Annotated in this window: 19 protein-coding genes, 1 tRNA gene and 1 pseudogene; 14 read left to right on the top strand and 7 right to left on the bottom strand. The window is 72.0% G+C overall.

The features are described from left to right. Positions 1-146: 146 nt before the first annotated feature. On the bottom strand, positions 147-338 hold the full coding sequence (locus ACFYSC_RS18100; protein ID WP_389962450.1) for a hypothetical protein: 192 nt from the start codon (positions 336-338) through the stop codon (positions 147-149). Then, entirely contained in the window at positions 335-706 is a 372-nt protein-coding gene (locus ACFYSC_RS18095) for a hypothetical protein (RefSeq protein WP_389962447.1), read from the bottom strand. The genes ACFYSC_RS18100 and ACFYSC_RS18095 overlap by 4 nt, the downstream gene beginning before the upstream one ends. 92 nt (positions 707-798) lie before the next feature. Between ACFYSC_RS18095 and ACFYSC_RS18090 the strand changes: the two genes are divergently transcribed. Then, positions 799-1,560, top strand: a complete 762-nt coding sequence (locus ACFYSC_RS18090; protein ID WP_389962444.1) for a GntR family transcriptional regulator — start codon at positions 799-801, stop codon at positions 1,558-1,560. Positions 1,561-1,597: 37 nt separating this feature from the next. On the opposite strand, the gene ACFYSC_RS18085 is transcribed toward ACFYSC_RS18090, so the two are convergent. Then, complete coding sequence (locus ACFYSC_RS18085; RefSeq protein ID WP_389962441.1) at positions 1,598-2,077, bottom strand: nucleoside deaminase; 480 nt, start codon at positions 2,075-2,077, stop codon at positions 1,598-1,600. Between the two features lie 443 nt (positions 2,078-2,520). Here ACFYSC_RS18085 and ACFYSC_RS18080 point away from each other — a divergent pair. From ACFYSC_RS18080 to ACFYSC_RS18055, 6 genes are all read left to right on the top strand, one after another. Beyond that, a tRNA-Met gene (locus ACFYSC_RS18080) sits at positions 2,521-2,594 on the top strand. Between the two features lie 73 nt (positions 2,595-2,667). Continuing rightward, positions 2,668-2,832: a 50S ribosomal protein L33 gene (rpmG, locus tag ACFYSC_RS18075; protein ID WP_350957462.1), complete on the top strand. Its 165-nt coding sequence runs from the start codon at positions 2,668-2,670 to the stop codon at positions 2,830-2,832. Positions 2,833-3,218: 386 nt separating this feature from the next. Next, positions 3,219-3,665, top strand: coding sequence for a MaoC family dehydratase N-terminal domain-containing protein (locus ACFYSC_RS18070; protein ID WP_389962438.1), 447 nt, complete (start codon positions 3,219-3,221; stop codon positions 3,663-3,665). Between the two features lies 1 nt (position 3,666). Continuing rightward, positions 3,667-4,095, top strand: a complete 429-nt coding sequence (locus ACFYSC_RS18065; protein WP_389962435.1) for a MaoC family dehydratase — start codon at positions 3,667-3,669, stop codon at positions 4,093-4,095. 175 nt (positions 4,096-4,270) lie between these two features. Further along, on the top strand, positions 4,271-5,653 hold the full coding sequence (locus ACFYSC_RS18060; RefSeq protein WP_389962432.1) for a glycosyltransferase family 2 protein: 1,383 nt from the start codon (positions 4,271-4,273) through the stop codon (positions 5,651-5,653). Between the two features lie 43 nt (positions 5,654-5,696). Beyond that, positions 5,697-6,737, top strand: a complete 1,041-nt coding sequence (locus tag ACFYSC_RS18055) for a UDP-N-acetylmuramate dehydrogenase (RefSeq protein ID WP_389962429.1) — start codon at positions 5,697-5,699, stop codon at positions 6,735-6,737. A 158-nt stretch (positions 6,738-6,895) separates the two neighbouring features. On the opposite strand, the gene ACFYSC_RS18050 is transcribed toward ACFYSC_RS18055, so the two are convergent. Next, positions 6,896-7,072 (bottom strand): type II toxin-antitoxin system HicA family toxin, encoded by a 177-nt coding sequence (locus ACFYSC_RS18050; protein ID WP_389962755.1) that lies wholly within the window; start codon positions 7,070-7,072, stop codon positions 6,896-6,898. Positions 7,073-7,298: 226 nt separating this feature from the next. Here ACFYSC_RS18050 and ACFYSC_RS18045 point away from each other — a divergent pair, with 226 nt between their 5' ends. Both ACFYSC_RS18045 and ACFYSC_RS18040 read left to right on the top strand, forming a co-directional pair. Then, on the top strand, positions 7,299-8,402 hold the full coding sequence (locus tag ACFYSC_RS18045; protein ID WP_389962426.1) for a hypothetical protein: 1,104 nt from the start codon (positions 7,299-7,301) through the stop codon (positions 8,400-8,402). Between the two features lie 281 nt (positions 8,403-8,683). Then, positions 8,684-9,253: a TMEM165/GDT1 family protein gene (locus ACFYSC_RS18040; RefSeq protein ID WP_389962424.1), complete on the top strand. Its 570-nt coding sequence runs from the start codon at positions 8,684-8,686 to the stop codon at positions 9,251-9,253. A 127-nt stretch (positions 9,254-9,380) separates the two neighbouring features. On the opposite strand, the gene ACFYSC_RS18035 is transcribed toward ACFYSC_RS18040, so the two are convergent. After that, complete coding sequence (locus tag ACFYSC_RS18035) at positions 9,381-11,645, bottom strand: cellulose binding domain-containing protein (protein ID WP_389962421.1); 2,265 nt, start codon at positions 11,643-11,645, stop codon at positions 9,381-9,383. A gap of 704 nt (positions 11,646-12,349) precedes the next feature. Here ACFYSC_RS18035 and ACFYSC_RS18030 point away from each other — a divergent pair. The 3 genes and pseudogenes from ACFYSC_RS18030 to ACFYSC_RS18020 form a co-directional block, all read left to right on the top strand. Then, positions 12,350-12,523, top strand: a pseudogene (locus ACFYSC_RS18030) (protein phosphatase); the annotation flags it as partial. A gap of 144 nt (positions 12,524-12,667) precedes the next feature. Further along, positions 12,668-13,633: a MerR family transcriptional regulator gene (locus tag ACFYSC_RS18025; protein WP_389962418.1), complete on the top strand. Its 966-nt coding sequence runs from the start codon at positions 12,668-12,670 to the stop codon at positions 13,631-13,633. A gap of 284 nt (positions 13,634-13,917) precedes the next feature. Continuing rightward, complete coding sequence (locus ACFYSC_RS18020; protein WP_389962415.1) at positions 13,918-15,144, top strand: cytochrome P450; 1,227 nt, start codon at positions 13,918-13,920, stop codon at positions 15,142-15,144. A 93-nt stretch (positions 15,145-15,237) separates the two neighbouring features. Here ACFYSC_RS18020 and ACFYSC_RS18015 read toward each other — a convergent pair whose 3' ends face one another. Continuing rightward, positions 15,238-18,123: an AAA family ATPase gene (locus tag ACFYSC_RS18015; RefSeq protein WP_389962412.1), complete on the bottom strand. Its 2,886-nt coding sequence runs from the start codon at positions 18,121-18,123 to the stop codon at positions 15,238-15,240. A 133-nt stretch (positions 18,124-18,256) separates the two neighbouring features. Next, the gene (locus tag ACFYSC_RS18010) at positions 18,257-18,418 is read right to left on the bottom strand and encodes a hypothetical protein (protein WP_362936520.1); all 162 of its coding nucleotides are present in this window, start codon (positions 18,416-18,418) and stop codon (positions 18,257-18,259) included. Positions 18,419-18,820: 402 nt separating this feature from the next. On the opposite strand from ACFYSC_RS18010, the gene deoC reads away from it, so the two are divergent. Further along, a complete protein-coding gene (gene deoC, locus ACFYSC_RS18005) occupies positions 18,821-19,759 on the top strand; it encodes a deoxyribose-phosphate aldolase (protein ID WP_362936751.1) in 939 nt (312 codons plus the stop codon). A 2-nt stretch (positions 19,760-19,761) separates the two neighbouring features. After that, positions 19,762-21,186, top strand: a complete 1,425-nt coding sequence (locus tag ACFYSC_RS18000; protein WP_389962408.1) for an aldehyde dehydrogenase family protein — start codon at positions 19,762-19,764, stop codon at positions 21,184-21,186. Positions 21,187-21,254: the final 68 nt, after the last annotated feature.

Below are 21,254 nucleotides of genomic sequence, written 5' to 3'. Positions count from 1 at the left end.
GGGGAAGACGCGCGCCGGACGCCCGGCGCGGCTCGCCTCGGGGGATGTGAGGCGGGCCGGGTCCGGCGCACGGGCAACGGGGGCGTTCCACGCGCCGGACGTTCTGGGAGGACCTCGCAGCCGCTTGCGGGACGGTCCTCGACGGCTCACCCGGTGTCGTTCACGGAGGACGTCTCCAGCTCGTGCTTGCGATCCGGTGAGCCATCGCCCTCGCAGGGCACCCGGTCGACGTCGCCACGGCGGATCCGCCGGAGGTGGACGGGTCCGTTCCGGCCGGGGATGCGCTCCAGCTCGCAGCCGCAGTGCCGGCACTCCGCGGTCGGTTCGCCGCGGGTCACGTGGTCACCGCCCGACGGTTGTGCAACTCGGCCCATGCCATGTGCCCGGCGCGGGTCGCCTGGGAGCCGTACCGGTCGGCCAGGTCGGAGATGACGCGGTGTGCTTCAGGGTCGGTCTCCGCGCCTGGGACGGGGGCGTCGGCGTCGTGAATCTCGAAGCGGATCTTGTTGGAGGTCACCGTCGTGATGAGGCTGATATTGCCCTCGGGCCCGGTTCGGGCGAGAGCGGCGGTGAAGAACGCGCGGATGATGTGTTCCGCGTCGGCGGTGCGGTGGGGCTGGTGGTCGTTCACGACCGCGCGGGCATGATGTACGGCCGCTTCCGTGCTGCTCGGCAGGGAGGCGTAATCCTGAGCGAAGGTCGGCATGAGTCACCCCCAGGGAAAAGCGATCCGGATATCCGGCTCATGATTGGTATAGCCAGCTTGTAAGCCGGATATCCGGCTGTCAAGCTGGTGGCGTGGATCAGCCTCGGTATTTGCAACTCGCCGCACACATAAGGCGGCAAATCGTCACAGGTGAACTCCCGCCCCGGACGCGCCTCCCCGCCCGCCAGGATCTGGCGGCTGAACATGGCGTAGCGGAAGGAGTCGTCCGCGAGGCGATCCGCCAGCTCGCGCAAGAAGGTCATGTGGTCTCCCGGCCCGGCGCCGGTGTGTACGTCAAAGAGCAGCCGAAGGTACGGCGCGTCACCCGCTCCTGGCACCGTGAACGCCGAGCCGGTTCCCCTTTCGCCGCGGACATGCTGGGACAGGGTCGCAAGGGCGCCTGGCGGTACGAGTCCGCGACCATCCAGGCATCGCCTGACGTGAGGGCCCGGCTCGGTCTCGATGATCCGCAGGGCGGCATGCCCGATGTCATGCACACCCACTATGTCTTCACCGCGGACGACCAGCCGTGGATGCTGTCGGACTCCTACGAACCGCTCAACCTCACCAAAGGCACGGTCATCGCCTTCCCTGAGGACGGGCCGTTCGCCGGTCACGGAGTGACACACCGCATGGCTGAGATCGGCATCGCCGTGGACGACTGGGTTGAGGACGTCGGTGCTCGCCCCGCCAGTCCGCACGAGGCGAAGGAACTCGGCATCGCGGCCGGATCCATCGTCCTGACCGTCGAGCGGACCTACCTCGCCGAAGGCAGGCCGGTCGAGATCGCCGACATGGTCGTCCCCGCGGAGACCTCTCGTCTCGGTTACTCCGGGCCGGTCGGAGAGAGCTGACCTGCCGGGCCGGAGCGATCGGCGGACGGGGAGCGGGTCAGCGGGGGGAGTGGAAGCGGCGGTGGAGGTCGTGGACCTGTTCCGCCAGGTCGGGGACCGGGCCCTCCACCACGACGCCCGGGGCGATCTCGTGGATCGGCAGCGTCCGCACCGGCGGCGCGGGGACCCCGAGCTCGGCGAGCCAGGCCGACAGCTGTTCGGAGGAGCTCACGTAGACGATGCGGCCCAGGCCCACCCAGGCGTGCGCGGCGGCGCACATCGGGCAGTGCTCGCCCGAGGTGTAGACGGTCGCGGCGGCCCGCTCCTCCGGGGTCATGTTCGCGGCGGCCCAGCGCGCCAGCTCGAACTCGGGGTGACGGGTGTGGTCGCCGGAGGCCACCCGGTTGTGGTCCTCGCCGAGGACGGTGCCGTCGGCGGCGACGAGCACGGAGCCGAACGGCTCGTCCCCCTCGTCCAGGGCCTCGGCCGCCAGTTCCACGCAGCGGCGCAGGTGCCTCAGCTCGGTCTCGTCGATCACGGTGCCCTCCCGGACGGGATCTCCGGCTCGGCGCCGGATTCTCCGATCGTGCGCTTTCTTGATCGTGTACGGCCGGATCCTACCGACCGGCGGCTCGCGGGACGGGCGTCCGCCGTACGCCGGTCCGGGGTTCCGGGGGTCCGGGGCCGGCCGGGACGGGGTGCCGGACCGCCGTACGGTGGCGTACGGTGGCGTACGGCGGGGCGCGGTGGTTCGCGCCGATCTCCCGCCGCTGGTAATCTGACCCGCGATCAGGGAGGACCCGCCGACGGCGGGAGCCCGGTCCGGGCGGGGCTCACGAGGCCGGAAAACTCCGGTGACTCCCGGCGTGCGGGCGGGCATACTGGGGAAACCCGGAAACAAGGGCCCCGACCTGCACGAGTGCGCAGTCACTCCGCGGGTCAGGTATCCTATCGGGGTCGGCCGATGTCAGTCGGCCTCAAGGCGGAGTAGCTCAGTCAGGCAGAGCAAACGGCTCATAATCGTTGTGTCGCCGGTTCAAGTCCGGCCTCCGCTACTACCCTCCCGGTCTCCCAGCAGGGGCATCGGTGTGGGTTGTCCCAGTCCCGAACGTAGAAAGGCACTCCCAAGTGGCTGCCACCGACGTTAGGCCGAAGATCACGCTGGCCTGCCAGGAGTGCAAGCACCGCAACTACATCACGCGGAAGAACCGGCGCAACGACCCGGATCGGCTTGAGCTGAAGAAGTACTGCCCCAACTGCAAGGCGCACCAGGCGCACCGCGAGACCCGCTAGGTCTCCCGGCGAGGCCCACCGGTCTTCCACCGGGTGAGGCCCGCTTCAGCGGCATTCCATACCGACGACGAACCGGCGTCCCGACATCGGGCGCCGGTTCGTCGCGTCCGGGTGATCACCGCGTTCAGGCCGGTCGCCGCGCCGGGCGATCGCCGCATCCGGAGGTCGCCGCGGCCGAGCCGGTCGTCGTGTCCCACAGGTGACCGGCCACCGGGTCCGGGCGGTTGTCGTGTCCGGACAGCTTTCCCGGCCGGGCGTTGACCGCGCCCGACAGCCGGTGCCGCCCGCGGACCGGGCTACGGTTTCTGGATGACCGGTCGCGGGGCGGGAGCGCAGGACTCTTGTTACCGTCGGTCCCACCAGCTCGGTAACCGTAAAGGAGCAAGATGGCTCTGAACCGCGATTTCGTCGGTCGGGCGTCCGCGCCCTCCCCGCCCTACGAGGTCAGCCGCGTGAAGATCAAGGAGTTCGCGGCGGCGATCGGCGACGACAACCCGGTCTACCGCGACCGTGAGGCGGCCCGGGCCGCCGGCCACCCCGACGTGATCGCGCCGCCCACCTTCCCCATCGTGTTCAGCCTCTCCGGCGGGTCGATCCTGGCCGACCCCGAGCTGGGCCTGAACTTCGCCATGGTGGTCCACGGCGAGCAGCGCTTCGAGTACCACCGGCCGATCCACGCCGGTGACGAGCTGGTCAGCGTCTCCACCGTGACCGACATCCGCAGCGTGGGCCGCAACGAGCTCATCACGGTCAGGAGCGACGTCACCACGGTCGGCGGCGAGCCCGTCTGCACGACCTACAACACCATCGTCGAGCGCGGAGGGGCGAGCTGAGATGGCCGCGACTGTCAGGTACGACGAGGTCGAGCAGGGCCAGGAGATCCCGGCCGCCGACTACCGGGTCCGCCGCGCCAACCTGGTGATGTACGCCGGGGCCTCCGGCGACTTCAACCCCATCCACTGGAACGAGCGGTTCGCCAAGGCGGTCGGCCTGCCCGACGTCATCGCGCACGGGATGTACACCATGGCGCAGGCGGGCCGGTTCCTCACCGACTGGGCGGGCGACCCCGGAGCGGTCGTCGACTACGGCGTGCGCTTCTCCTCGATGGTGGTCGTCCCGGACGACGACGAGGGGGCGACCATCACGGTGAGCGGTGTCGTCGAGGAGAAGCTCGACGACAAGCGCGTGCTGGTCGGGCTGACCGCCCGGTCCGGCGACTCCCGCGTGCTCTCCAGGGCCCGCGCGGTGGTCCAGCTCTCCTGACCGCTTCCGGCCCGCGCCGGATCGTCTCCGGAGCGCGGGCCGCACGGCGGGCGTCCCGCGGGATCCCCCGGGCGGCGGGCCGTACGGCGGGCGTGTTCCGGGTCCGCGGCGCCGAAAGATCCGGCGGTGGGCGGGCCGGGCGATACTTCGCCCGGTCCGTGGGTAGCGTCCCGGCATGAGCGATGTACCACCTCACGTGACGGAGCTCGCCGAGCGGCGGGCCAGGGCCCGCGCCGACCGCGACTACGCGGGGGCGGACGCGCTCCGCGACGATATCGAAGCCGAGGGCTGGACCGTCCGCGACGTCGGCGACGGGTTCGAGCTCGCCCCCCGGCCGTCCTTCAAGGTCTGGCCCACGGTGAGCTCCGTACCCGTGACGGGTGCGGGCGGCAGGCAGCCGGAGCGGTCCGCCGAGGCGGGGATCCGCCCGGAGGGACACGGCATCCCCGCGGCCACGAACCGCGACACCGACGCCGGCACCGGCCGTGACACCGCCGCGGGTACGGCAGGGGCCGGTGACGGGACGAGGACCGGCGAACCGGCCGGGAGCGGCGGCGCCGCGGCGGGGACCGGGCACGGCGCCTCCGCGGACGTCGGCCGGGGCGACGCGCCCGACGCCGAACGGGTCGCCGCGGCCGCCGAGCCCGGCGCCCGACCCGAGGAGGTGGGCCAGCTCGACGCCGAACGGGTCGGTGAGGCCGAGGCGGCCCCCCGGCCGCGACCCGAGGGCGCCGAGCTCCTCGGCCGGTCCGACGACGTCGAGCGCGCCCCCGAGCGCATGGTCTCCTCCCAGCTGCTGTGGGACTCCAGCCTGGCCGTCTCCCGGGTGGACGAGGAGATCACCCCGGTCGAGGGGCGCAAGCCGATGACCTCGCCGACCGTCACGGTCGGACTCGTCGTGGACGGCTGGCCCGACGACCTGCGCGAGTGCGTCCGCGCCCTGCTCGCCCACACCGACGCGAAGATCGTCGCGCTGGACCTGGGCGACGTGGACGGAGCCGGCGCCGTCCTGCAGGAGCTCGCCGACGCCGACCCCGAGCGGATCCAGGCGTGGCACGTGGCCGAGACCCCGCACTGGCGGGGCGGCACGGCCGGCTGGGGCGAGAGCCGCAACAAGCTGCTGGAACTCGACGACTCCGACGTGCACGTGGTGATGGAGACCTCCGTCGTCCTCGACGGCGACGCGATCACCCCGCTGGCCGGGGCGCTGAACGACAAGGTGAGCGCCGCGGGCTGGAAGGGCGTGGACCCGGGTGAGGACCGCCGCGAGTGGAAGGACGCCGGGCCCGGCGACGTGCGGGCGGTGCTCGGCCACCTGTTCGCGGTCCGGCGGGACGCCGCGCTGTCGGTGGGCGGCTTCCCCTCGGGGGCGCGCTACTACCGCAACGCCGACCTGGAGTTCTCCCTCACGATCCCGGGCACCGTCGTCGCCCTCGGCGACGAGCTCCCGGTCCACGAGGGACGGCACCGCGGCTACCACGACGTCGATCCCGAATACCGTGAGCGCGAGTCGCGCCGGACCTACGAGCGCGTGCTGAGGCTGCTGGGTTCCCCGTAGGCTGGTCGCGAGGTCCGGGACCGGCGTTTTTTGGGGAAAGTGCATGGCTGAGCGGGTGGCAGGGGTGCGGCTGGCGCCGTACACGACGTTGGGGCTGGGCGGACCGGCCGGGGCGTTCGCGGAGGCCGGGTCGGCGGAGGAGATCGTCGAGCTGGTCTCCGCTGCGGACCGGGCCGGTGAGCCGGTCCTGGTGCTCGGCGGCGGCAGCAACCTCGTCGTGTCCGACGACGGCTTCGACGGGCTGGTCGTCCGGGTCGCCTCCCGCGGGATCGAGGCCGACGGCGACCGGGTCGTCGTCCAGGCCGGGGAGGACTGGGACGCGCTGGTCGCCCGCGCGGTGGCCGAGGGGCGTTCCGGCATCGAGTGCCTGGCCGGAATCCCCGGCCAGGTCGGCTCCACCCCGATCCAGAACGTCGGCGCCTACGGGCAGGACGTGTCGCAGACCATCGCCGGCGTCCGGGTCTACGACCGCAAGAACGGCGACGTGACCGAGCTGCCCGCGCACGAATGCCGGTTCGCCTACCGGCACAGCGTGTTCAAGGAGGAGCCGGGACGATACGTCGTCCTCGCCGTCGCCTACGAGCTTCCGGCGGCGGGCGGGCTGTCCGGTCCGGTCGCCTACCGCGAGCTGGCCGTACGGCTGGGCGTCGCCCTCGGCGAGCGGGTGCCGGTGGCGAGGGCCCGCGAGGCCGTGCTGGAGCTGCGCCGGGGCAAGGGGATGGTGCTCGACGCCGCCGACCCCGACAGCCGCAGCGCGGGCTCGTTCTTCACCAACGCGCTGCTGTCCGCGGCCGAGGCGGCCGAGCTGGAACGGCGCGTTCCCGGGTTCCCCCGGTTCGACATGCCGGACGGGTCGGTCAAGGTCCCGGCGGCGTGGCTGATCGAGAACGCCGGGTTCCCCAAGGGGTACCGCCGCGGCGCGGCGCGCATCTCCACCAAGCACACCCTCGCCCTGACGAACCCCGAGCTGTCGGCCACGACCGCCGATCTGCTCGACCTGGCCAGGGAGGTCCGCGACGGGGTGCGGGAGAGGTTCGGCGTCACGCTGGTCAACGAGCCCGTCATGGTGGGCGTCCGGCTGTGATCTGTGAGGGGCGCCGGGGCGTGATGCTCCGGCGTCCCTCGGAGGGCCCGCCGCGGTGGCCCGGTGCCCCGCAGTGAGTCCGTGACGGTCGGCGCCTCCCACACGGCCACGGGCGCTGGGCGGCCCGATGCGATCCGGGCCGGCCACGCCGGTGTCCTTCACCCGCCGTCCGAAGAAGGTTTCAGGCCGGCCTGGCGCAGGATGCTGTGGTAGGTGCCTTTTCTCAACTGACGGTGGCGGGGAACGGCGACGGATCTTCCTTGGTCGTTGCGGAGCTTGGCATGACGGCGGCTGGGGACTCGGTGGAATCCGTTGCGTTCGAGATGGCGGATCATCTCGGTCCCGGAGCACGGCCAGGGAGGGGGCTGTCCGTCGGTCATGGGGCATCCCTTCGAGACAGCCGGGGCGGTGTGCGACCGGCTGGAGGGAAAGGGGGATGCCTCAAGTGCGCCGTACATGCGCCGGAGGTCAGAGCGATCCGGACATATAAGGCAAACCTTCGGACAGATCCGGACTGCGGCGTTATTCTCCGGACAGTCCCGGACACCGGAGGGCGGCGCCATGGCGGACGACGAGCGCGGTGCGGTCGAGGATTTCGCGCTGTGGTTGCGGCAGGTGCGGCTTTCGGGTGGAGACGCGTCTCTGCGTGAGCTGGAACGCCGCACGCGACAGGCCGGAACGCGAGTGGCACGCAGCACGCTGCAGGACGCTCTGGACGCCACGCGGTTGCCCTCGATCGATCACGCGGTGGCGATGGTCCGCGCGATGACCGGTGACGAGGCCATGGTGCAGGAATGCCGCCGCCGGTGGACGCGGGCCCGCTCGGCGATGACGGGTGTGGCGATGCCGGAGATTCCGCTCCGGCCGACCGCCCGGCAGGCGCAGGTGACCGGCTCGCAGGACGTCGCGTCGCCGGGGAACGTCCCCCGGTACCCAGAGGAGGAACCGGGCCCGGACCTCCGTCCCCGCGGGTCGCCGCCACCGGCTGCCGGAGAGGAGAGGCCGGTCTGGTGGCGCAGGAAGATCACGGCGGTTTCCGCGGTGCTCGTACTGGCAGCGGCCGGTGGCGGTGTCTACGTGGTGCGGGCCACCGGCTCCCCGCAGTCTCCCCGGGCGAACGAGACCCTTGACGTGACACCCGCGGACAGGGCTCAGGCCGGTGGAGACAGTGGTGCGCATTCCTCCGCGTACACGCCCGTCTACGTCGGCAGGCCGCTGTCGTTGCGCGACTACGAAGAGTATTTCGACCTCATCGCCGGTGTCGTCGTCGCCAGGGAGGGCGCCTGGACCTTGAGCACCAACGCGGGGGGCAACAGCCGCGGCGCCTTCGAGCTCCAGTCGCTCACCGATGCCTACCTGGCCGGTCGCACCGTACCGACCGTCGGCGACTGCGTCGCCGGACTGGCTCAGCACCCCACCCGTGAGGTGCGTTTTCCCCAGGTGCCGCCCGGCACCAGCTTCTGCCTGCGCGACCGCAACACCGGCGACATCGCCGTCGTCCGGGTCAATGACCTCGACTACGGCAACTGGGCCGCCGCGGTTTTCATCACCTACTACCGCGCATCGGTGCCATCCGGCACCCGCCGGCCGGTGAACCCGGAGGATGGGACGACAGGCCCGCCCTCCCGGTCGCCCGCCGCCGTCCCCCGGCCGGGCGGCGACTGATCGTCACGGGCCGGTCGAAGGCGCTTCGGGGAGGGGAACAATCGGTCCTCTCCGCCTGTTAGAGTCAAGAGAAACCACCCGAAGGGGAGTAGTCCCAATCGCGTGATCGACATACTGGCGCCTCTCGGCGCCCGGTCGCGCGGGCCCGGCATCCGAGTGGATGCGGGCGGACGAGACCTTCGGCCTGGCAGTCGTACACACACGCTGCCGGGCCGAAGCCGTGCCCGTCTCCCCGGGTGCCTCTCTTCCGGCCCGGCCGCGCACGCGGAAGGGCACTCTCGTTGGAAGCGTTCTGGATCAGCCTCGCTGTGATCTTCGTCGCCGAGCTCGGCGACAAGAGCCAGCTCATGGCGATGACCTTCGCGACCCGGTTCAAACCGTGGCCGGTGCTCGCGGGCATCACCCTGGCCACCGCCGTCGTCCACCTGTTCAGCGTCGGCCTGGGCAGGATCGCCGGGGACCTCATCCCCACCACGGCGATCACCATCGTCGCGGGCATCGCGTTCCTCGGCTTCGCCGTGTGGACGCTGCGCGGCGACGAGCTGACCGAGGACGAGGCGCAGAAGGCGCAGCGCACCACCCGGTCGGCCCTCATCGCGGTGACCGTCGCCTTCTTCCTCGCCGAGCTGGGCGACAAGACCATGCTCGCCACCATCACCCTGGCCACCCAGCACGGCTGGTTCGGCACCTGGGTCGGTTCCACGGTCGGCATGGTCGCCGCCGACGCGCTCGCCATCCTCGTCGGCCGCATGCTCGGCAAGCACCTCCCCGAGAAGGTCATCCGGTACGGCGCCGCCGCGGCGTTCGCGGTCTTCGGGATCATCCTCCTGCTCGAACCGCTGTTCGCCTGACGGACGGGCCACGACCCGGGCGGGCGTCCGCGACCGGAGCCGGACGGGCGAGCGCCCCCGCCCCCTGCGTCAGGGGACGGGGGCGCTTCCTGTCTCCCACCCCGGGAGGTCTGTGCGGCGGCGGCCGTCAGCTCACCGTGACGTCGTCGACGTAGACCGCCGAGCCGCCGCCGCTGTCGGACGGGCTGACGAACTGCACGCCGATCTCCCGGACGTCGCCCAGATCTGTCAGTCCGGCGAGGTCCAGCGTGAGGACGGCGCCGGCGGAGGTCACCGGAACGGGTCCGCCGTCGTGCCAGGCCCACGACGGACCGGTCTTCACGTACAACTTCGCCTGGACGCCGCCGCCCGCGTCACCCCAGGGCGCCAGCCTCGCGACGGCGCGCAGCGTGGCGCGTCCGCTGAGGTTCGCCGAGCCGGTGCGCGCCAGGTAGGCGGTGCCGTTGAGGGTGACGTCCGCCTTGAGGGACTTGCTCCCGGAGGCGGCCCACTCGCCGACGGACCAGGGACCTCCGGTGACCCCGGCGCCGGTCCAGCCGTCCGTGCCCGACTCGAAGTCGTACAGGGTCGTGCCGGTCTGGCCGCCGGTGCCGACCTCGCCGGCCTCCGAGACCGGCCCGGCCGTACCCTCGGCGGTGTGGCCGGTCACGGTGTACCAGACGTCCCCGGAGGGGGCCGAGGAGTCCGTCCACGGCGTGCCGTTGTCCGAGACGCAGCGGTCGCAGACCGTCGTCCACGGGCCGCCGGCGCCGGCGGTGGCGCGCCGTACCGAGTACGTGGCCGCGGTCGTCGATCCGCGCCAGGCCACCGACACCCCGCCGCTCCTCCGCTGCACCGAGGTGACCAGCGGCCTGCCCGGCGCGGGTACGGCGGGCACCGGCGTCCCGCTCATCTGGAAATGGAACTGCCGGATGGCCGTGGCCCGCTGCCGCATGGTGGCGTCGTCACCCGGATAGTGCATGGTGAACCCGTCGTTGTGCTGCACGTACCCGTGGTCGTCGCGGTGCGGGAAGATCTGCCAGAACAGCGCGCCGCTGACGTCGGGGTCCCCGGCGATCGCGGAGAGCTTCCCGCTGTCGGCGTCGGTGGAGCCGTACTCCCCGGCGATGTACACCTTGCCGTGCCCGGTGATGTCGCGGGCGTCGTTGCGGACCGCGTCGCCGGAGGACAGCGGGTAGTAGTGCGCGTCGACGATGTCGATCTCGCTCACCCCGTACTCCTGGCCGCTCCAGTGCGTGGCGACCAGGGTGTCCGGTGACAGGCGCTTGAGATGCTGGGCGATGGTGCGGATCCAGTTCGTGTTGACGCCGGTGAGCTCGTTGCCCAGCTCCCACGCCAGCACGCCCGGCTCGTCCTTGAACGCCGTCCCGGTGTACGGGTTCACGTGGTTGAGCAGGTGGTCGATGTACTGCTTGAACGCGTCGATCGCACGCGGGTCGGTGTAGAAGGCGTCCTCCGGCAGGCCGAGCCAGTCGGTGAAGTCGTGCCGCCCGCCGTGGTACCAGTGCCAGTTGTCGGTCAGCGGGACCACCAGGCGCAGACCGCGGGCCCTGGCGGCGGCCACGGCGTAGTCGATGGTGGCGAACGCGCCGTCGTTCCACTGACCCAGACGGGGCTCCAGCGTCAGCGGGTGCCCGGTCGAGATGCCGAGCGTGTGCGAACGCACCACCGTCGAGCCCATGGCCTTGGCGGTGTCCAGGCCGTCGTCGATCCGGAACTTCGTGGGGTAGGCGATCCCGCCGACGTTCTCGTCCAGCCCGAGCCAGGAGAGGTTGACGCCGCCGAACCTGAAGGGTCTGCCGTCCAGCATGAGCTTCGTGCCCTGCCTGGTCACCCGGCTGATCGGCTCGGCTGTCGGGGTCGGGGTCGGGGTCGGGGTCGGGGTGGGGGTCGGCGTGGCGGTGGGGGTCGGGTCCGGTGTGGCGGTGGCCGTCGGGCTCGGGGTCGCCGTCGGGCTCGGTGTGGGGGACGAGCCGTCGTCGCAGGGGAGGCCGTTGAAGGTGAAGCCCGCCGGGGCGGTGTTGGTCCCGGTGTAGGAGACGGTGAAGCCGACGCCGGTGGAGGCGCCGCCGGCCAGCGAGCCGTTGTAGCCCGCGTCGCGCACCGTCACCGCGGTTCCGGACTGCTGGAAGACGCCGTTCCACCCTGAAGTGATCTTCTGGTCGCCGGTGAAGGACCAGCCGAGCGTCCAGGAGGTGACGGACGGCCCGTTGTTGGTGAGGGTGACGTCGGCCGTCGCCCCGCCGCCCCAGGCGGAGGTGACCTTGTAGGCCACCGCGCACGCGGACGGGGCGGCGTGCGCGGTCGTCGCCGTACCGCCCGCCAGCAGCGCCGATACGGCCAGCAGCGTCGCGAGCACGGCGCGGCGTCGCGGTGGGGAAGATGGTGCCATGGCTCTCCTCGTGGGTCTGCCGGCCGTTTCTGACAGCGGTACGGTTAACTGATTCAGTGACGGCCGTCCGGTCTGCGGTGTGACGGCATCCGCTGGCGCGTCGGCGGAATGCGAGAATCTCCTCTCGCCGGGCATGGGCAGCCCGAAACCGCCGCGTTCACCAGTGGATACCCGGGCGAAGGGGCCCTGACCGCACCCTTCGGAGTGCATCCTTGCGAAAGCGGGAATGGCGATGACTTCGGTATCGTAGGACTTAATCGATTAAGTAATCAACGGGTCCCGTGGATTCATCTGAGTGAGGGTGGGCCGGGCCTTCCGGCGCGGGGTGTTTCCCGGGCTTGGGCGGGTCGGTGGTCCCGGGCTGGGCGGCGGTGCGCGCTGCGGTGGGTGGGTGTTCCGGCCGGCGCTGTGGCTGATGTCCGGTGCCGACCGGCCTCCGGCCTGGTCCCGGGCGCGACGGTTGCGGGCGTTTTGAAGCCGGCCGGAACACCCACCCACCTCCGCGCCAAGCCTGCCCCGGCCGTACGGATGACCCGCCGTAGCGGCTTGCTTTCCGAAAGCCCACGGCTCTCGCCGATGCTGAAGCGACCCCGCTTCCCGGTCAGGGCTGGCCGCCGTAGCCTTGCGGCCACCCTGGCGGGGGAGAGCGCAGGGCCGGGCGCCGTAGCCGTTCCCTTCCAGGTCACGAAGGCTAGGCTCTTTTCATGGTCGACTCCTGGGAATCCACGGCGCCGGGCGTGCTGCGGCTGCCCTCGGGCCGGCTGGTTCGCGGCCGGGGGCTCAGGCGCCCGCTTCCGGAAGGGCGGGAGCCCGCCTTCGCGCTGTACCTGCTGGGCAAGGAGCCGCCGCCCGTTCCCTGGGAGGCCCGCTGGCTGCGCCGTTTCGTCGCCCGATTCCGGTAGGGGCCTCATCCCGTCCGCCGGCGCCGTGATGAACCGCAGGGTTCGTGGGACGGGGGCGGTCCGCCCGTCGGCGGCCGGGGGCTTGCGCCTCCCCCAAGGGGAGCCGCGAAGGTAGGGGCCATGAACGGCGGCACGCTCCACTCGATCGGTGACCTGGCCCGGCGGACCGGGCTGACGGTCAAGACCATCCGGTTCTACTCCGATCGCGGGATCGTGACGCCGACCGACCGCAGCCCGGCCGGTCACCGCCTCTACGACGTCGAGGCCGCCGCCCGCCTGGACCTCGTGTGCACGTTGCGGGACCTGGGACTGGACCTCGCCACGATCCGCAAGGTCGTGGACCGGGAGCTCTCGCTCACCGAGGTCGCGGCGACGCACGCCGAAGCCCTGGTGACGCAGATCAGCGTCCTGCGTCTGCGGCGCGCGGTGCTGACGGCGGTGGCCGAGCGCGGGGCCACTCCCGAGGAGATGGATCTCATGCACAAGCTGGCCAAGCTCTCCGGGGACGAACGCCGGCGCCTGGTCGACGACTTCCTCGACGCCGTCTTCGGCGGACTCGCCGACCCCCACTTCGCGGGGATCCGGCGCTCGATGACCCCCGAACTGCCCGACGACCCCGGCACGGAGCAGGTCCGGGCCTGGGTGGAACTGGCGGAACTGTCCCGGGACCCCGGCTTCCGCGCCGCCGTACGGCGCACGGCCGAGGACCACGCGGCCGAACGTGCCGCGGGCGGCGCCGCGGTCCCGCGACGCGACCCCGTCGCGGCCGTCCGGGACGGGGTCCGTCCGGCATTGGACGCCGGCGTCGCGCCCGCCTCGTCGCAGGCCGCCCCGATCGTCGCGGCGCTGACGGCTCATTACGCCCGTGTCGTCGGTCTCCCCGACGACGACGGGCTCCGCCGCCGGCTGCTGACCCGGCTGGAGACCGCGAACGACCCCCGCAGGCAGCGGTACCTGGAACTGCTCGCGGTGGTCAACGGCTGGCCGGCCCCGGAGGACCCGGCCCCGGCACTCGACTGGTCCATCCAGGCCCTGTGTTCCCGGATCCCGCCCACCGCGGCACGCACCTCCGACCGGTCCGGATGAGCCCGGGTGGGCACCGGCCCGCGTGGGCTCTGGGGAGGCGCGCCGGTCCGGGAAGCGTCCATCAGCCGAGCGCGGGTACGGCGGGGTATGGGCGCGGTGGGGTCGTGGCCGGTGAATCATCGCTTTTAAATATCGCCATATATCGCTATTTATGCGCTTATAGGCCCATAGCACGTGATAAGTCGATTCCGGGAGGACGGGGGGCGGGAACCCGTATTCGTGGTTGCCTTGGCGATCTTTTTTTGATCCGCTGCACACACCCACATGTGTACGAAGGGATCCATATGACCGCCGCCGCCTCCGAGAACGCCGCCTGCCCGAGGCACCCGCTCGACCAGGACGCCGCCGGAGTCAACCGGCCCGGCCTGTACCCGAACGAGCTGTACCACCGGATCCGCGAGACGGGGACGGGCGTCACCGAGGTCATCCGTCCCACCGGCACTGGCAAGCTCGTCACCCGCTACGACGACGTCAAGGAGGTGCTGCGGAACCAGGCGGCGTTCTCCCGGGAGGCCGCCCTCGACGCCGACGACGTCGGCCTGGAGGACACCATCCTGGGACTGGACGGGGAGCGTCACGCGGCCGTGCGCAACGTCGTCAAGGCGCTGTTCACCCCAAGGGCCGTGGAGCGGCATCGGGGCGACGTCGAGATGAGCGCGGCGGCGCGGCTGAAGGAGATGACGGAGAACGGGGAGCCCGCGGACCTGGTCGAGGACTTCGCGCTGCCGCTGGCGCTGGACACCATCTCCGACCTGCTGGGGCTGCCCCATGAGGACCGGGCGCGGTTCCGCCACTGGGGCGAGTCGTTCCTGGCCCACACCATCGTGGCCGGGGAGGAGGCCCAGGCCTCGTCGGCGGCGATGGCCGGCTACCTGGCCGGTCTCATCGAGCAGCGGCGGCAGCGGCCCGAACCGGACCTGCTGGGCCGGATCGCCGTCGCCGGCGCGGATCTGCCCCCCGCGCAGCAGATCATGCTGCCGATCGCCCTGGTGCTGGGCGGCTGGGAGACCACGGCGAGTTCCATCGGGACCTTCGTCCAGGTCCTGCTCACCCACCCCTACGAGGGATACGAGACGGCCTACGCCTACCTCGTCGACCACCCGGAGATGATCCCGTCGGCGGTCACCGAGCTCACGCGGATGTTCTCCACCACGGGAGCCGACACCATGCCCCGCCGGGCGACGCGGCGGGTGACGCTGCCCAGCGGCGCCGAGGTGCGGCCCGGCGAGATAGTGATCGCCTCGACCGACGCGGGCAGCTACGACCCGCGGATCTTCCCCGACCCGCACCGGATGATCTTCGATCGTCCCTACAACCACCACCTGTCGTTCGGGCACGGTCCGCATCACTGCCTCGGCCGCCACCTCGGCCACCTGGAGATCGTCGTCGCGATCGGCCTGCTCACCCGGGAGCTGCCCCGCCTGCGGCTGGCCGTCCCCTCCGAGGAGATCCCCCGCAGGACCGGGCACGCCATCAAGGGGGTGGCCTCACTGCCGGTGAGGTGGACGTGACGGGCTGATCCCTCCGCCGTACCCGGTGGGCCGGCCCGTCGGCGTCACCGGGTCCGGCGGGGCCGGCCGCCGGCGGCGCCGTACCCGGTGAGGTCAGCCGATCAGGGCGAGACGGTGCGCGGCCGCGGCGGCCTCGCCGCGGGTGGCGACGCCCAGTTTGGCGAGGATGTTGGAGACGTGGACGCTGACCGTCTTGGCGGAGATGAACAGCTCGGCGGCGATCTCGCGGTTGGACCGGCCCTGGGCGACCAGCCGGAGCACCTCCTGCTCGCGCGGGGTCAGCGGAGCCGCGGGAGCGTCCGCCACGGGGGAGGAGGCCGCGCCGGCGGCGGGTTCGCGGTCCAGCGTCACCCCCAGCCGGCGCGCCAGGGACTCGATCTCGGTGGTCAGGGGCCGGGCGCCCAGCGCGGCCGCGGCCGGGTGCGCCGCGCGCAGCCGTACGGCGGCGCCCTCGCGGTCACCGGCGGAGGCCGCGGCCCGTGCCGCCTGCAGCAGCGATTTCGCGCGCGGGAAGGGGCGGTCCAGCTTCTCCCAGACGGCGGCCGCGGCGTCGTGGTCGCGGTTGACGGAGAAGCGGTAGGCCTCCGAGACCGGACTGTCCACGGTCAGCGACGTGGCAGCCTCCTCGACCTGGGGCCGCAGCGCCGCCGCCCGCTCGGGCGCGACGGGCTCGGCGACCTCGCAGACCCCGGCCAGCAGGGCGAGGGTGCGCCAGCCCAGCATGGGCTTGCTCGTGATCAGGGCTGCACGGACGGCCTCCTCGGCGACCTCCAGGGCGGCGAGCGGCTCGCCGTTCAGCAGGTGCAGTCCGACGCGGAGCCGGATGTTCGCGGTCAGCTCCTGGGTGAACTCCTCCTGCGTGGAGAAGGCGCCGACCTCGTTCAGCACGGACGCGACCAGGTCGGTCTCGCCGCGGGCGATCGCCACGTCGGCGCGGATCCTGCGCAGGTGGTGGCGGGTGCGCAGGGTCGGGTCCATGGTGAGTCCCTGCTCGGCGACCCGGGCGGCCTCGTCGAAGCGGCCCAGCGCCTCCAGCGCCTCGGCCCGGTTGTTGGCGATGAAGGTGCCCTGGGTGCGGTAGCGGCCGTACTCCCTGGCCAGCCGTTCCCCCTCCAGCGCCATCTCGACCGCCTCCGCGGAGCGGCCCATGTTGTTGAGCGCGTCCACGGTGTTGGCGATCGACCGCAGGACGACGCGGCCGGAGCCGACGCGCTCGCCGATCGTCTTGGCGGTCATGTTGACGGTGATCGTCTCGTTCATGCGTCCGGCGATCGAGTGGCCGAGGGCGAGGTTGAGCAGCAGGTCTGCCTCCAGGCCCTCGTCGCCGTGCTCGCGGGCGATGCCGAGCGCCTCCTCGGTGAGCGCGGTCCCCTCGGCGACCTCGCCGCCGAACATCAGGTGGGAGCCGAGCCTGGTCAGGACGGCGGCGCGGTGCGGGCCGGGCCCGGGGACCAGTCGTTCGGCGTAGCGGAGGTCGTCGAGCGCGCCGGGCTTGCGCTTGGCCGTTTTGAACTGGGAGAGCCGCACGACCAGCTCGGCCACCCGCGCGGGTTCGGTCCCCTCGTCCAGCTCGGACAGCGCGGCCTTGACGAACTTCGTCCCACGCTCCAGTTCGCCGCAGGCGTTGGCCGCCGCCGACGCCTGCTCCAGGACCGTGGTGTGGTCGGCGCCGATCAGTTCGGCGGCGTCGGGCACCTTGCCCCACAGCTGGAGGACCCGCTCCAGGAGCTGCATCTCCTCGTTGTAGGCGAAGCTCTTGGCGGCCTTGCCCGCGGCCTCCCAGGCGGAGATGAGGGCCCACTTGTCGTCGCGGGCGGAGTACCAGTGGTGGGCGATCTCGACGGCGGCCCGGCCGGGCGGGACCATCGTGCGGTCCCGGCTGATCTCCTCGGCGAAGCGGGCGTGCAGCCGCATGTGCTCGCCGGGCAGGAGCTCGTCGTGCACGGCCTCGCGGATCAGGGCGTGCCGGAAGGCGTAGGCGCGGCCGTCGGCGACCTGGAGCACGTTGGCGGCGACGGCGGGCCGCAGCGCGTCCTCCAGGTCGATGTCGGACAGGCCGCTGACCGCGGCGAGCAACGCGTGGCCCACCCGGTTGCCCCCGGCGGCGGCGATGCGCAGCACCCGCTGGGTCTCGTCGGGGAGCTGCTCGACGGAGCCGATGATCAGGTCGTGCAGGGAGTCCGGGAAGGAGCACTCGCCGCCGCACTCGACGAGCGCCTCGACGAACAGGGGGATGCCCTCACTGCGTTCGAAGACCTTGCCGACCTGGGCGAACTCGGGCGTCGTGCCGAGGATGCCGGCCATCTGGGCGGCCACCTCGTCCTGGGTGAGCCGGGGCAGGTCCAGCCGGAGCACGCCCTCGACCCGGCCCAGCTCGGCGAGCACCGGACGCAGCGGGTGCTGGCGGTGCAGCTCGTCGGAGCGGTAGGTGAGGACCATCAGGACCGGTATGGCGCGCAGGTTGCGGCTGAGGAAGGCGATCAGGTCGCGGCTGGAGCGGTCGGCCCAGTGGATGTCCTCGATGACCAGGACGACCGGGCGGCGCTCGGCCAGCCGTTCCAGGAGGGTGAGGACCTGTTCGAAGAGCCGGGCGCGTGCGGTCTCCCCGTCGGCGTCGCCGCTCGGCTCGCCGAACTCGGGCAGAAGCCGGGCCAGGTCCCGCGCGCCGCCCTCGGGCAGCAGGGCGGCGACCTTCTCGGCGCCGCACTCGCGGACGAGCTGGCGGATCACGGCGGTGAACGGCGCGTAGGCGAGGCCCTCGGCGGACAGCTCCACGCAGCCCCCGAGGAGTACGTGGGCGCCGTCGCGGATGACGCGTTCGGCGAAGGAACCGGTCAGCCGGGTCTTGCCGACGCCCGCCTCGCCGCCGAGGAGGACGGTCGCGGCCGTGCCCTCGCACGCCTGCGCGAAGGCCTCCGTCAGCGCCGCGAGTTCGGCCTGCCGCCCCACGAAGACGGGGCTCACCGTCCGACCCATCATGAGCTCTAGCATGTCACGCCTTATGGGTAGTTATCTCCCCATTTGCCGTACGGCGGGCGGGCCCGCCGTACGGCTCAGGGAGGCCGCTGAGCCCGGCCGGGCTGAGGGTGGCGGCCGGGCTCTCGGAGCGTGGTCATGCGGGGAGGATCCGGGAGAGGAGGCTCCGGCGGCGCTCGCCGCCGGACCGGCCCTCCGAGGTGGCCTTCGCCTCGCGGGCGAGGCGGTGCTCACGGGCCTGCCGGTGGAGCTCGGCGGTGCGGTCGCTGATGAGCTGGTGGTGAAGCTCGGGGTTCATGGTCGACGCCTCCTGGCGTTCTTGAGCGGTGCTTTTCCCTGCACTCTCAAGATTCGGCCTAAGGCCCCCGCCCTCACATCGGACGGATGCCCTATCTCCCGGGGCCTTCCGCGCCGCGGGGATGCCTAGGCAGGTCCGGGCATGCCTAGGGGGTACCTAGGCATGCCCGGAACCCGGGGGCCGGGCCGTTCCGTCCTGTCCGTTATGTCCTTTTCGCTCCAGGTCGGGCTGTTCCCTCCCATCCGTTCCAGGTGGCTCCGGCCTCGTCCCGATCCGTTCCCGCCCGGTTCCGGAGGTGTTCCCACCGTCCTCGGCGAACATTGCCGAAACCCGGACCCGGACCTGGGCGGTGTCCGGTTTGGAACTAATCACGCCAGTCGGCATGCTGTAGAGGTGTCAACTGTGACTACCTCGTTCGCCGACGTGGCCTCGTCCAACGTCGCGCTGCGAACCTTCCTCCACGGCCTGCCCGGTGTCGACCGTGTCGGCGCCGACCAGCGGGCCGCGATGCTCGGCACCCGCTCCATCAAGACGACCGCCAAGGCGGAGGCCATCGACCTGGCCATCCGCATGGTGGACCTGACCACCCTCGAAGGCGCCGACACGCCGGGCAAGGTCCGCGCGATGTGCGCCAAGGCGGTCCACCCCGATCCGGCCGACCCGGCCGTCCCCAAGGTGGCCGCGGTGTGCGTCTACCCCGACATGGTGGCGGGGGCCGTCGGCGCGCTCGCCGGGTCGGGCGTGAAGGTGGCCAGCGTCGCCACGGCGTTCCCCAGCGGGCGTTCCTCCCTCGACGTCAAGGTGGCCGACACCCGGCTGGCCGTCGAGGCGGGCGCCGACGAGATCGACATGGTGATCGACCGCGGCGCGTTCCTGTCCGGCGACTACGTCAAGGTCTTCGAGGAGATCGTCGCGATCAAGGAAGCGTGCGGCGAGGCCCACCTGAAGGTGATCCTGGAGACCGGCGAGCTCGCGACCTACGACAACGTACGGCGGGCGTCCTGGCTGGCCATGATGGCCGGCGGTGACTTCATCAAGACCTCCACCGGCAAGGTGCAGCCGGCCGCGACCTATCCCGTGACGATGGTCATGCTGGAGGCGGTCCGCGACTTCCTGGCCGCCACCGGCCGCACGGTCGGCGTCAAGCCCGCGGGCGGCATCCGCACCACCAAGGACGCGATCAAGATGCTCGTCCTGGTCAACGAGGTCGCCGGCGACGGCTGGCTCACCCCGGACCTGTTCCGCCTCGGCGCCTCCTCCCTGCTCAACGACCTGCTGATGCAGCGCCAGAAGATGGCCACCGGCCGGTACGCGGGCCCCGACTACTTCACCCTGGACTGACGATGTTCGAATACGCACCGGCCCCCGAGTCCCGCGACGTCGTCGACATCAAGCCGTCCTACGGGCTGTTCATCGGCGGCGAGTTCACCGACGGCGCGGGCCCGTCGTTCAAGACGGTCAACCCCGCCTCCGAAGAGGTCCTGGCCGAGGTGGCGTCCGCGTCCGCCGACGACGTGGACCGGGCCGTCCGGGCCGCGCGCGAGGCGTTCGGCGCCTGGTCGGCGATGCCCGGCTCCGAACGGGCCAAGTACCTCTTCCGGATCGCCCGCATCATCCAGGAGCGCTCCCGCGAGCTGGCCGTGCTGGAGTCGCTGGACAACGGCAAGCCGATCCGGGAGTCGCGCGACGTGGACCTCCCCCTGGTCGCGGCGCACTTCTTCTACTACGCCGGCTGGGCCGACAAGCTCCCCTACGCCGGGTACGGTCCCAGCCCCCGGCCGCTGGGCGTGGCCGGCCAGGTCATCCCGTGGAACTTCCCGCTGCTGATGCTGGCGTGGAAGATCGCCCCGGCGCTGGCCTGCGGCAACACGGTCGTGCTGAAGCCCGCCGAGACCACCCCGCTGACCGCGCTGCTGTTCGCCGAGATCTGCCGCCAGGCCGACCTGCCGCCGGGCGTGGTCAACATCGTGACCGGCGCGGGCGAGACCGGCGCGGCGCTGGTGAACCACCCGGACGTCGACAAGGTCGCCTTCACCGGTTCCACCGAGGTCGGCCGGCTGATCGCCCGGTCCGTCGCCGGGACGCGCAAGAAGGTCACCCTGGAGCTCGGCGGCAAGGCCGCCAACATCGTCTTCGACGACGCCGCCCTCGACCAGGCGGTCGAGGGCATCGTCAACGGCATCTTCTTCAACCAGGGGCACGTCTGCTGCGCGGGCTCCCGGCTGCTGGTGCAGGAGTCGATCGCCGAGGAGCTGCTGGAGGCGCTCAAGCGGCGCCTGTCCACGCTGCGCCTGGGCGACCCGCTGGACAAGAACACCGACATCGGCGCGATCAACTCCGCCGCGCAGCTCGCGAGGATCCGCGAGCTGTCCGACCACGGTGAGCTGGAGGGCGCCGAGCGCTGGTCCCCGGCGTGCGAGCTGCCCGAGCGGGGATTCTGGTTCCCGCCGACGATCTTCACCGGCGTCGCGCAGTCGCACCGCATCGCCCGGGAGGAGGTGTTCGGCCCGGTGCTGTCCGTGCTGACCTTCCGTACCCCGGCCGAGGCGGTGGAGAAGGCCAACAACACCCCCTACGGCCTGTCGGCGGGCGTGTGGACGGAGAAGGGCTCGCGCATCCTGTGGATGGCCGACCGGCTCCGCGCGGGCGTCGTGTGGGCCAACACCTTCAACCGGTTCGACCCGACCTCCCCGTTCGGCGGCTACAAGGAGTCCGGCTACGGCCGGGAGGGCGGCAGGCATGGGCTGGAGGCGTACCTCGATGTGTGACCACGATCGGAAGCGGCGCCGTACCCGTCGCGACCAGGCGACGCGGGGCCACGGTTTCGCCCGCGCCG

The organism is Streptosporangium sp. NPDC004379 (assembly GCF_042873875.1).
Lineage (GTDB): Bacteria > Actinomycetota > Actinomycetes > Streptosporangiales > Streptosporangiaceae > Streptosporangium.
This window is presented reverse-complemented; position numbering and strand designations above follow the sequence as displayed.

Excerpts from the sequence above, each read along its gene's own strand:
- ACFYSC_RS18095 (WP_389962447.1), bottom strand. The coding sequence starts at position 706 with ATGCCGACCTTCGCTCAGGATTACGCCTCCCTGCCGAGCAGCACGGAA.
- ACFYSC_RS18070 (WP_389962438.1), top strand. The coding sequence starts at position 3,219 with ATGGCTCTGAACCGCGATTTCGTCGGTCGGGCGTCCGCGCCCTCCCCG.
- ACFYSC_RS18065 (WP_389962435.1), top strand. The coding sequence starts at position 3,667 with ATGGCCGCGACTGTCAGGTACGACGAGGTCGAGCAGGGCCAGGAGATC.
- ACFYSC_RS18060 (WP_389962432.1), top strand. The coding sequence starts at position 4,271 with ATGAGCGATGTACCACCTCACGTGACGGAGCTCGCCGAGCGGCGGGCC.
- ACFYSC_RS18055 (WP_389962429.1), top strand. The coding sequence starts at position 5,697 with ATGGCTGAGCGGGTGGCAGGGGTGCGGCTGGCGCCGTACACGACGTTG.
- ACFYSC_RS18050 (WP_389962755.1), bottom strand. The coding sequence starts at position 7,072 with ATGATCCGCCATCTCGAACGCAACGGATTCCACCGAGTCCCCAGCCGC.
- ACFYSC_RS18045 (WP_389962426.1), top strand. The coding sequence starts at position 7,299 with ATGGCGGACGACGAGCGCGGTGCGGTCGAGGATTTCGCGCTGTGGTTG.
- ACFYSC_RS18035 (WP_389962421.1), bottom strand. The coding sequence starts at position 11,645 with ATGGCACCATCTTCCCCACCGCGACGCCGCGCCGTGCTCGCGACGCTG.
- ACFYSC_RS18025 (WP_389962418.1), top strand. The coding sequence starts at position 12,668 with ATGAACGGCGGCACGCTCCACTCGATCGGTGACCTGGCCCGGCGGACC.
- ACFYSC_RS18020 (WP_389962415.1), top strand. The coding sequence starts at position 13,918 with ATGACCGCCGCCGCCTCCGAGAACGCCGCCTGCCCGAGGCACCCGCTC.
- ACFYSC_RS18015 (WP_389962412.1), bottom strand. The coding sequence starts at position 18,123 with ATGATGGGTCGGACGGTGAGCCCCGTCTTCGTGGGGCGGCAGGCCGAA.
- ACFYSC_RS18010 (WP_362936520.1), bottom strand. The coding sequence starts at position 18,418 with ATGAACCCCGAGCTTCACCACCAGCTCATCAGCGACCGCACCGCCGAG.
- ACFYSC_RS18000 (WP_389962408.1), top strand. The coding sequence starts at position 19,762 with ATGTTCGAATACGCACCGGCCCCCGAGTCCCGCGACGTCGTCGACATC.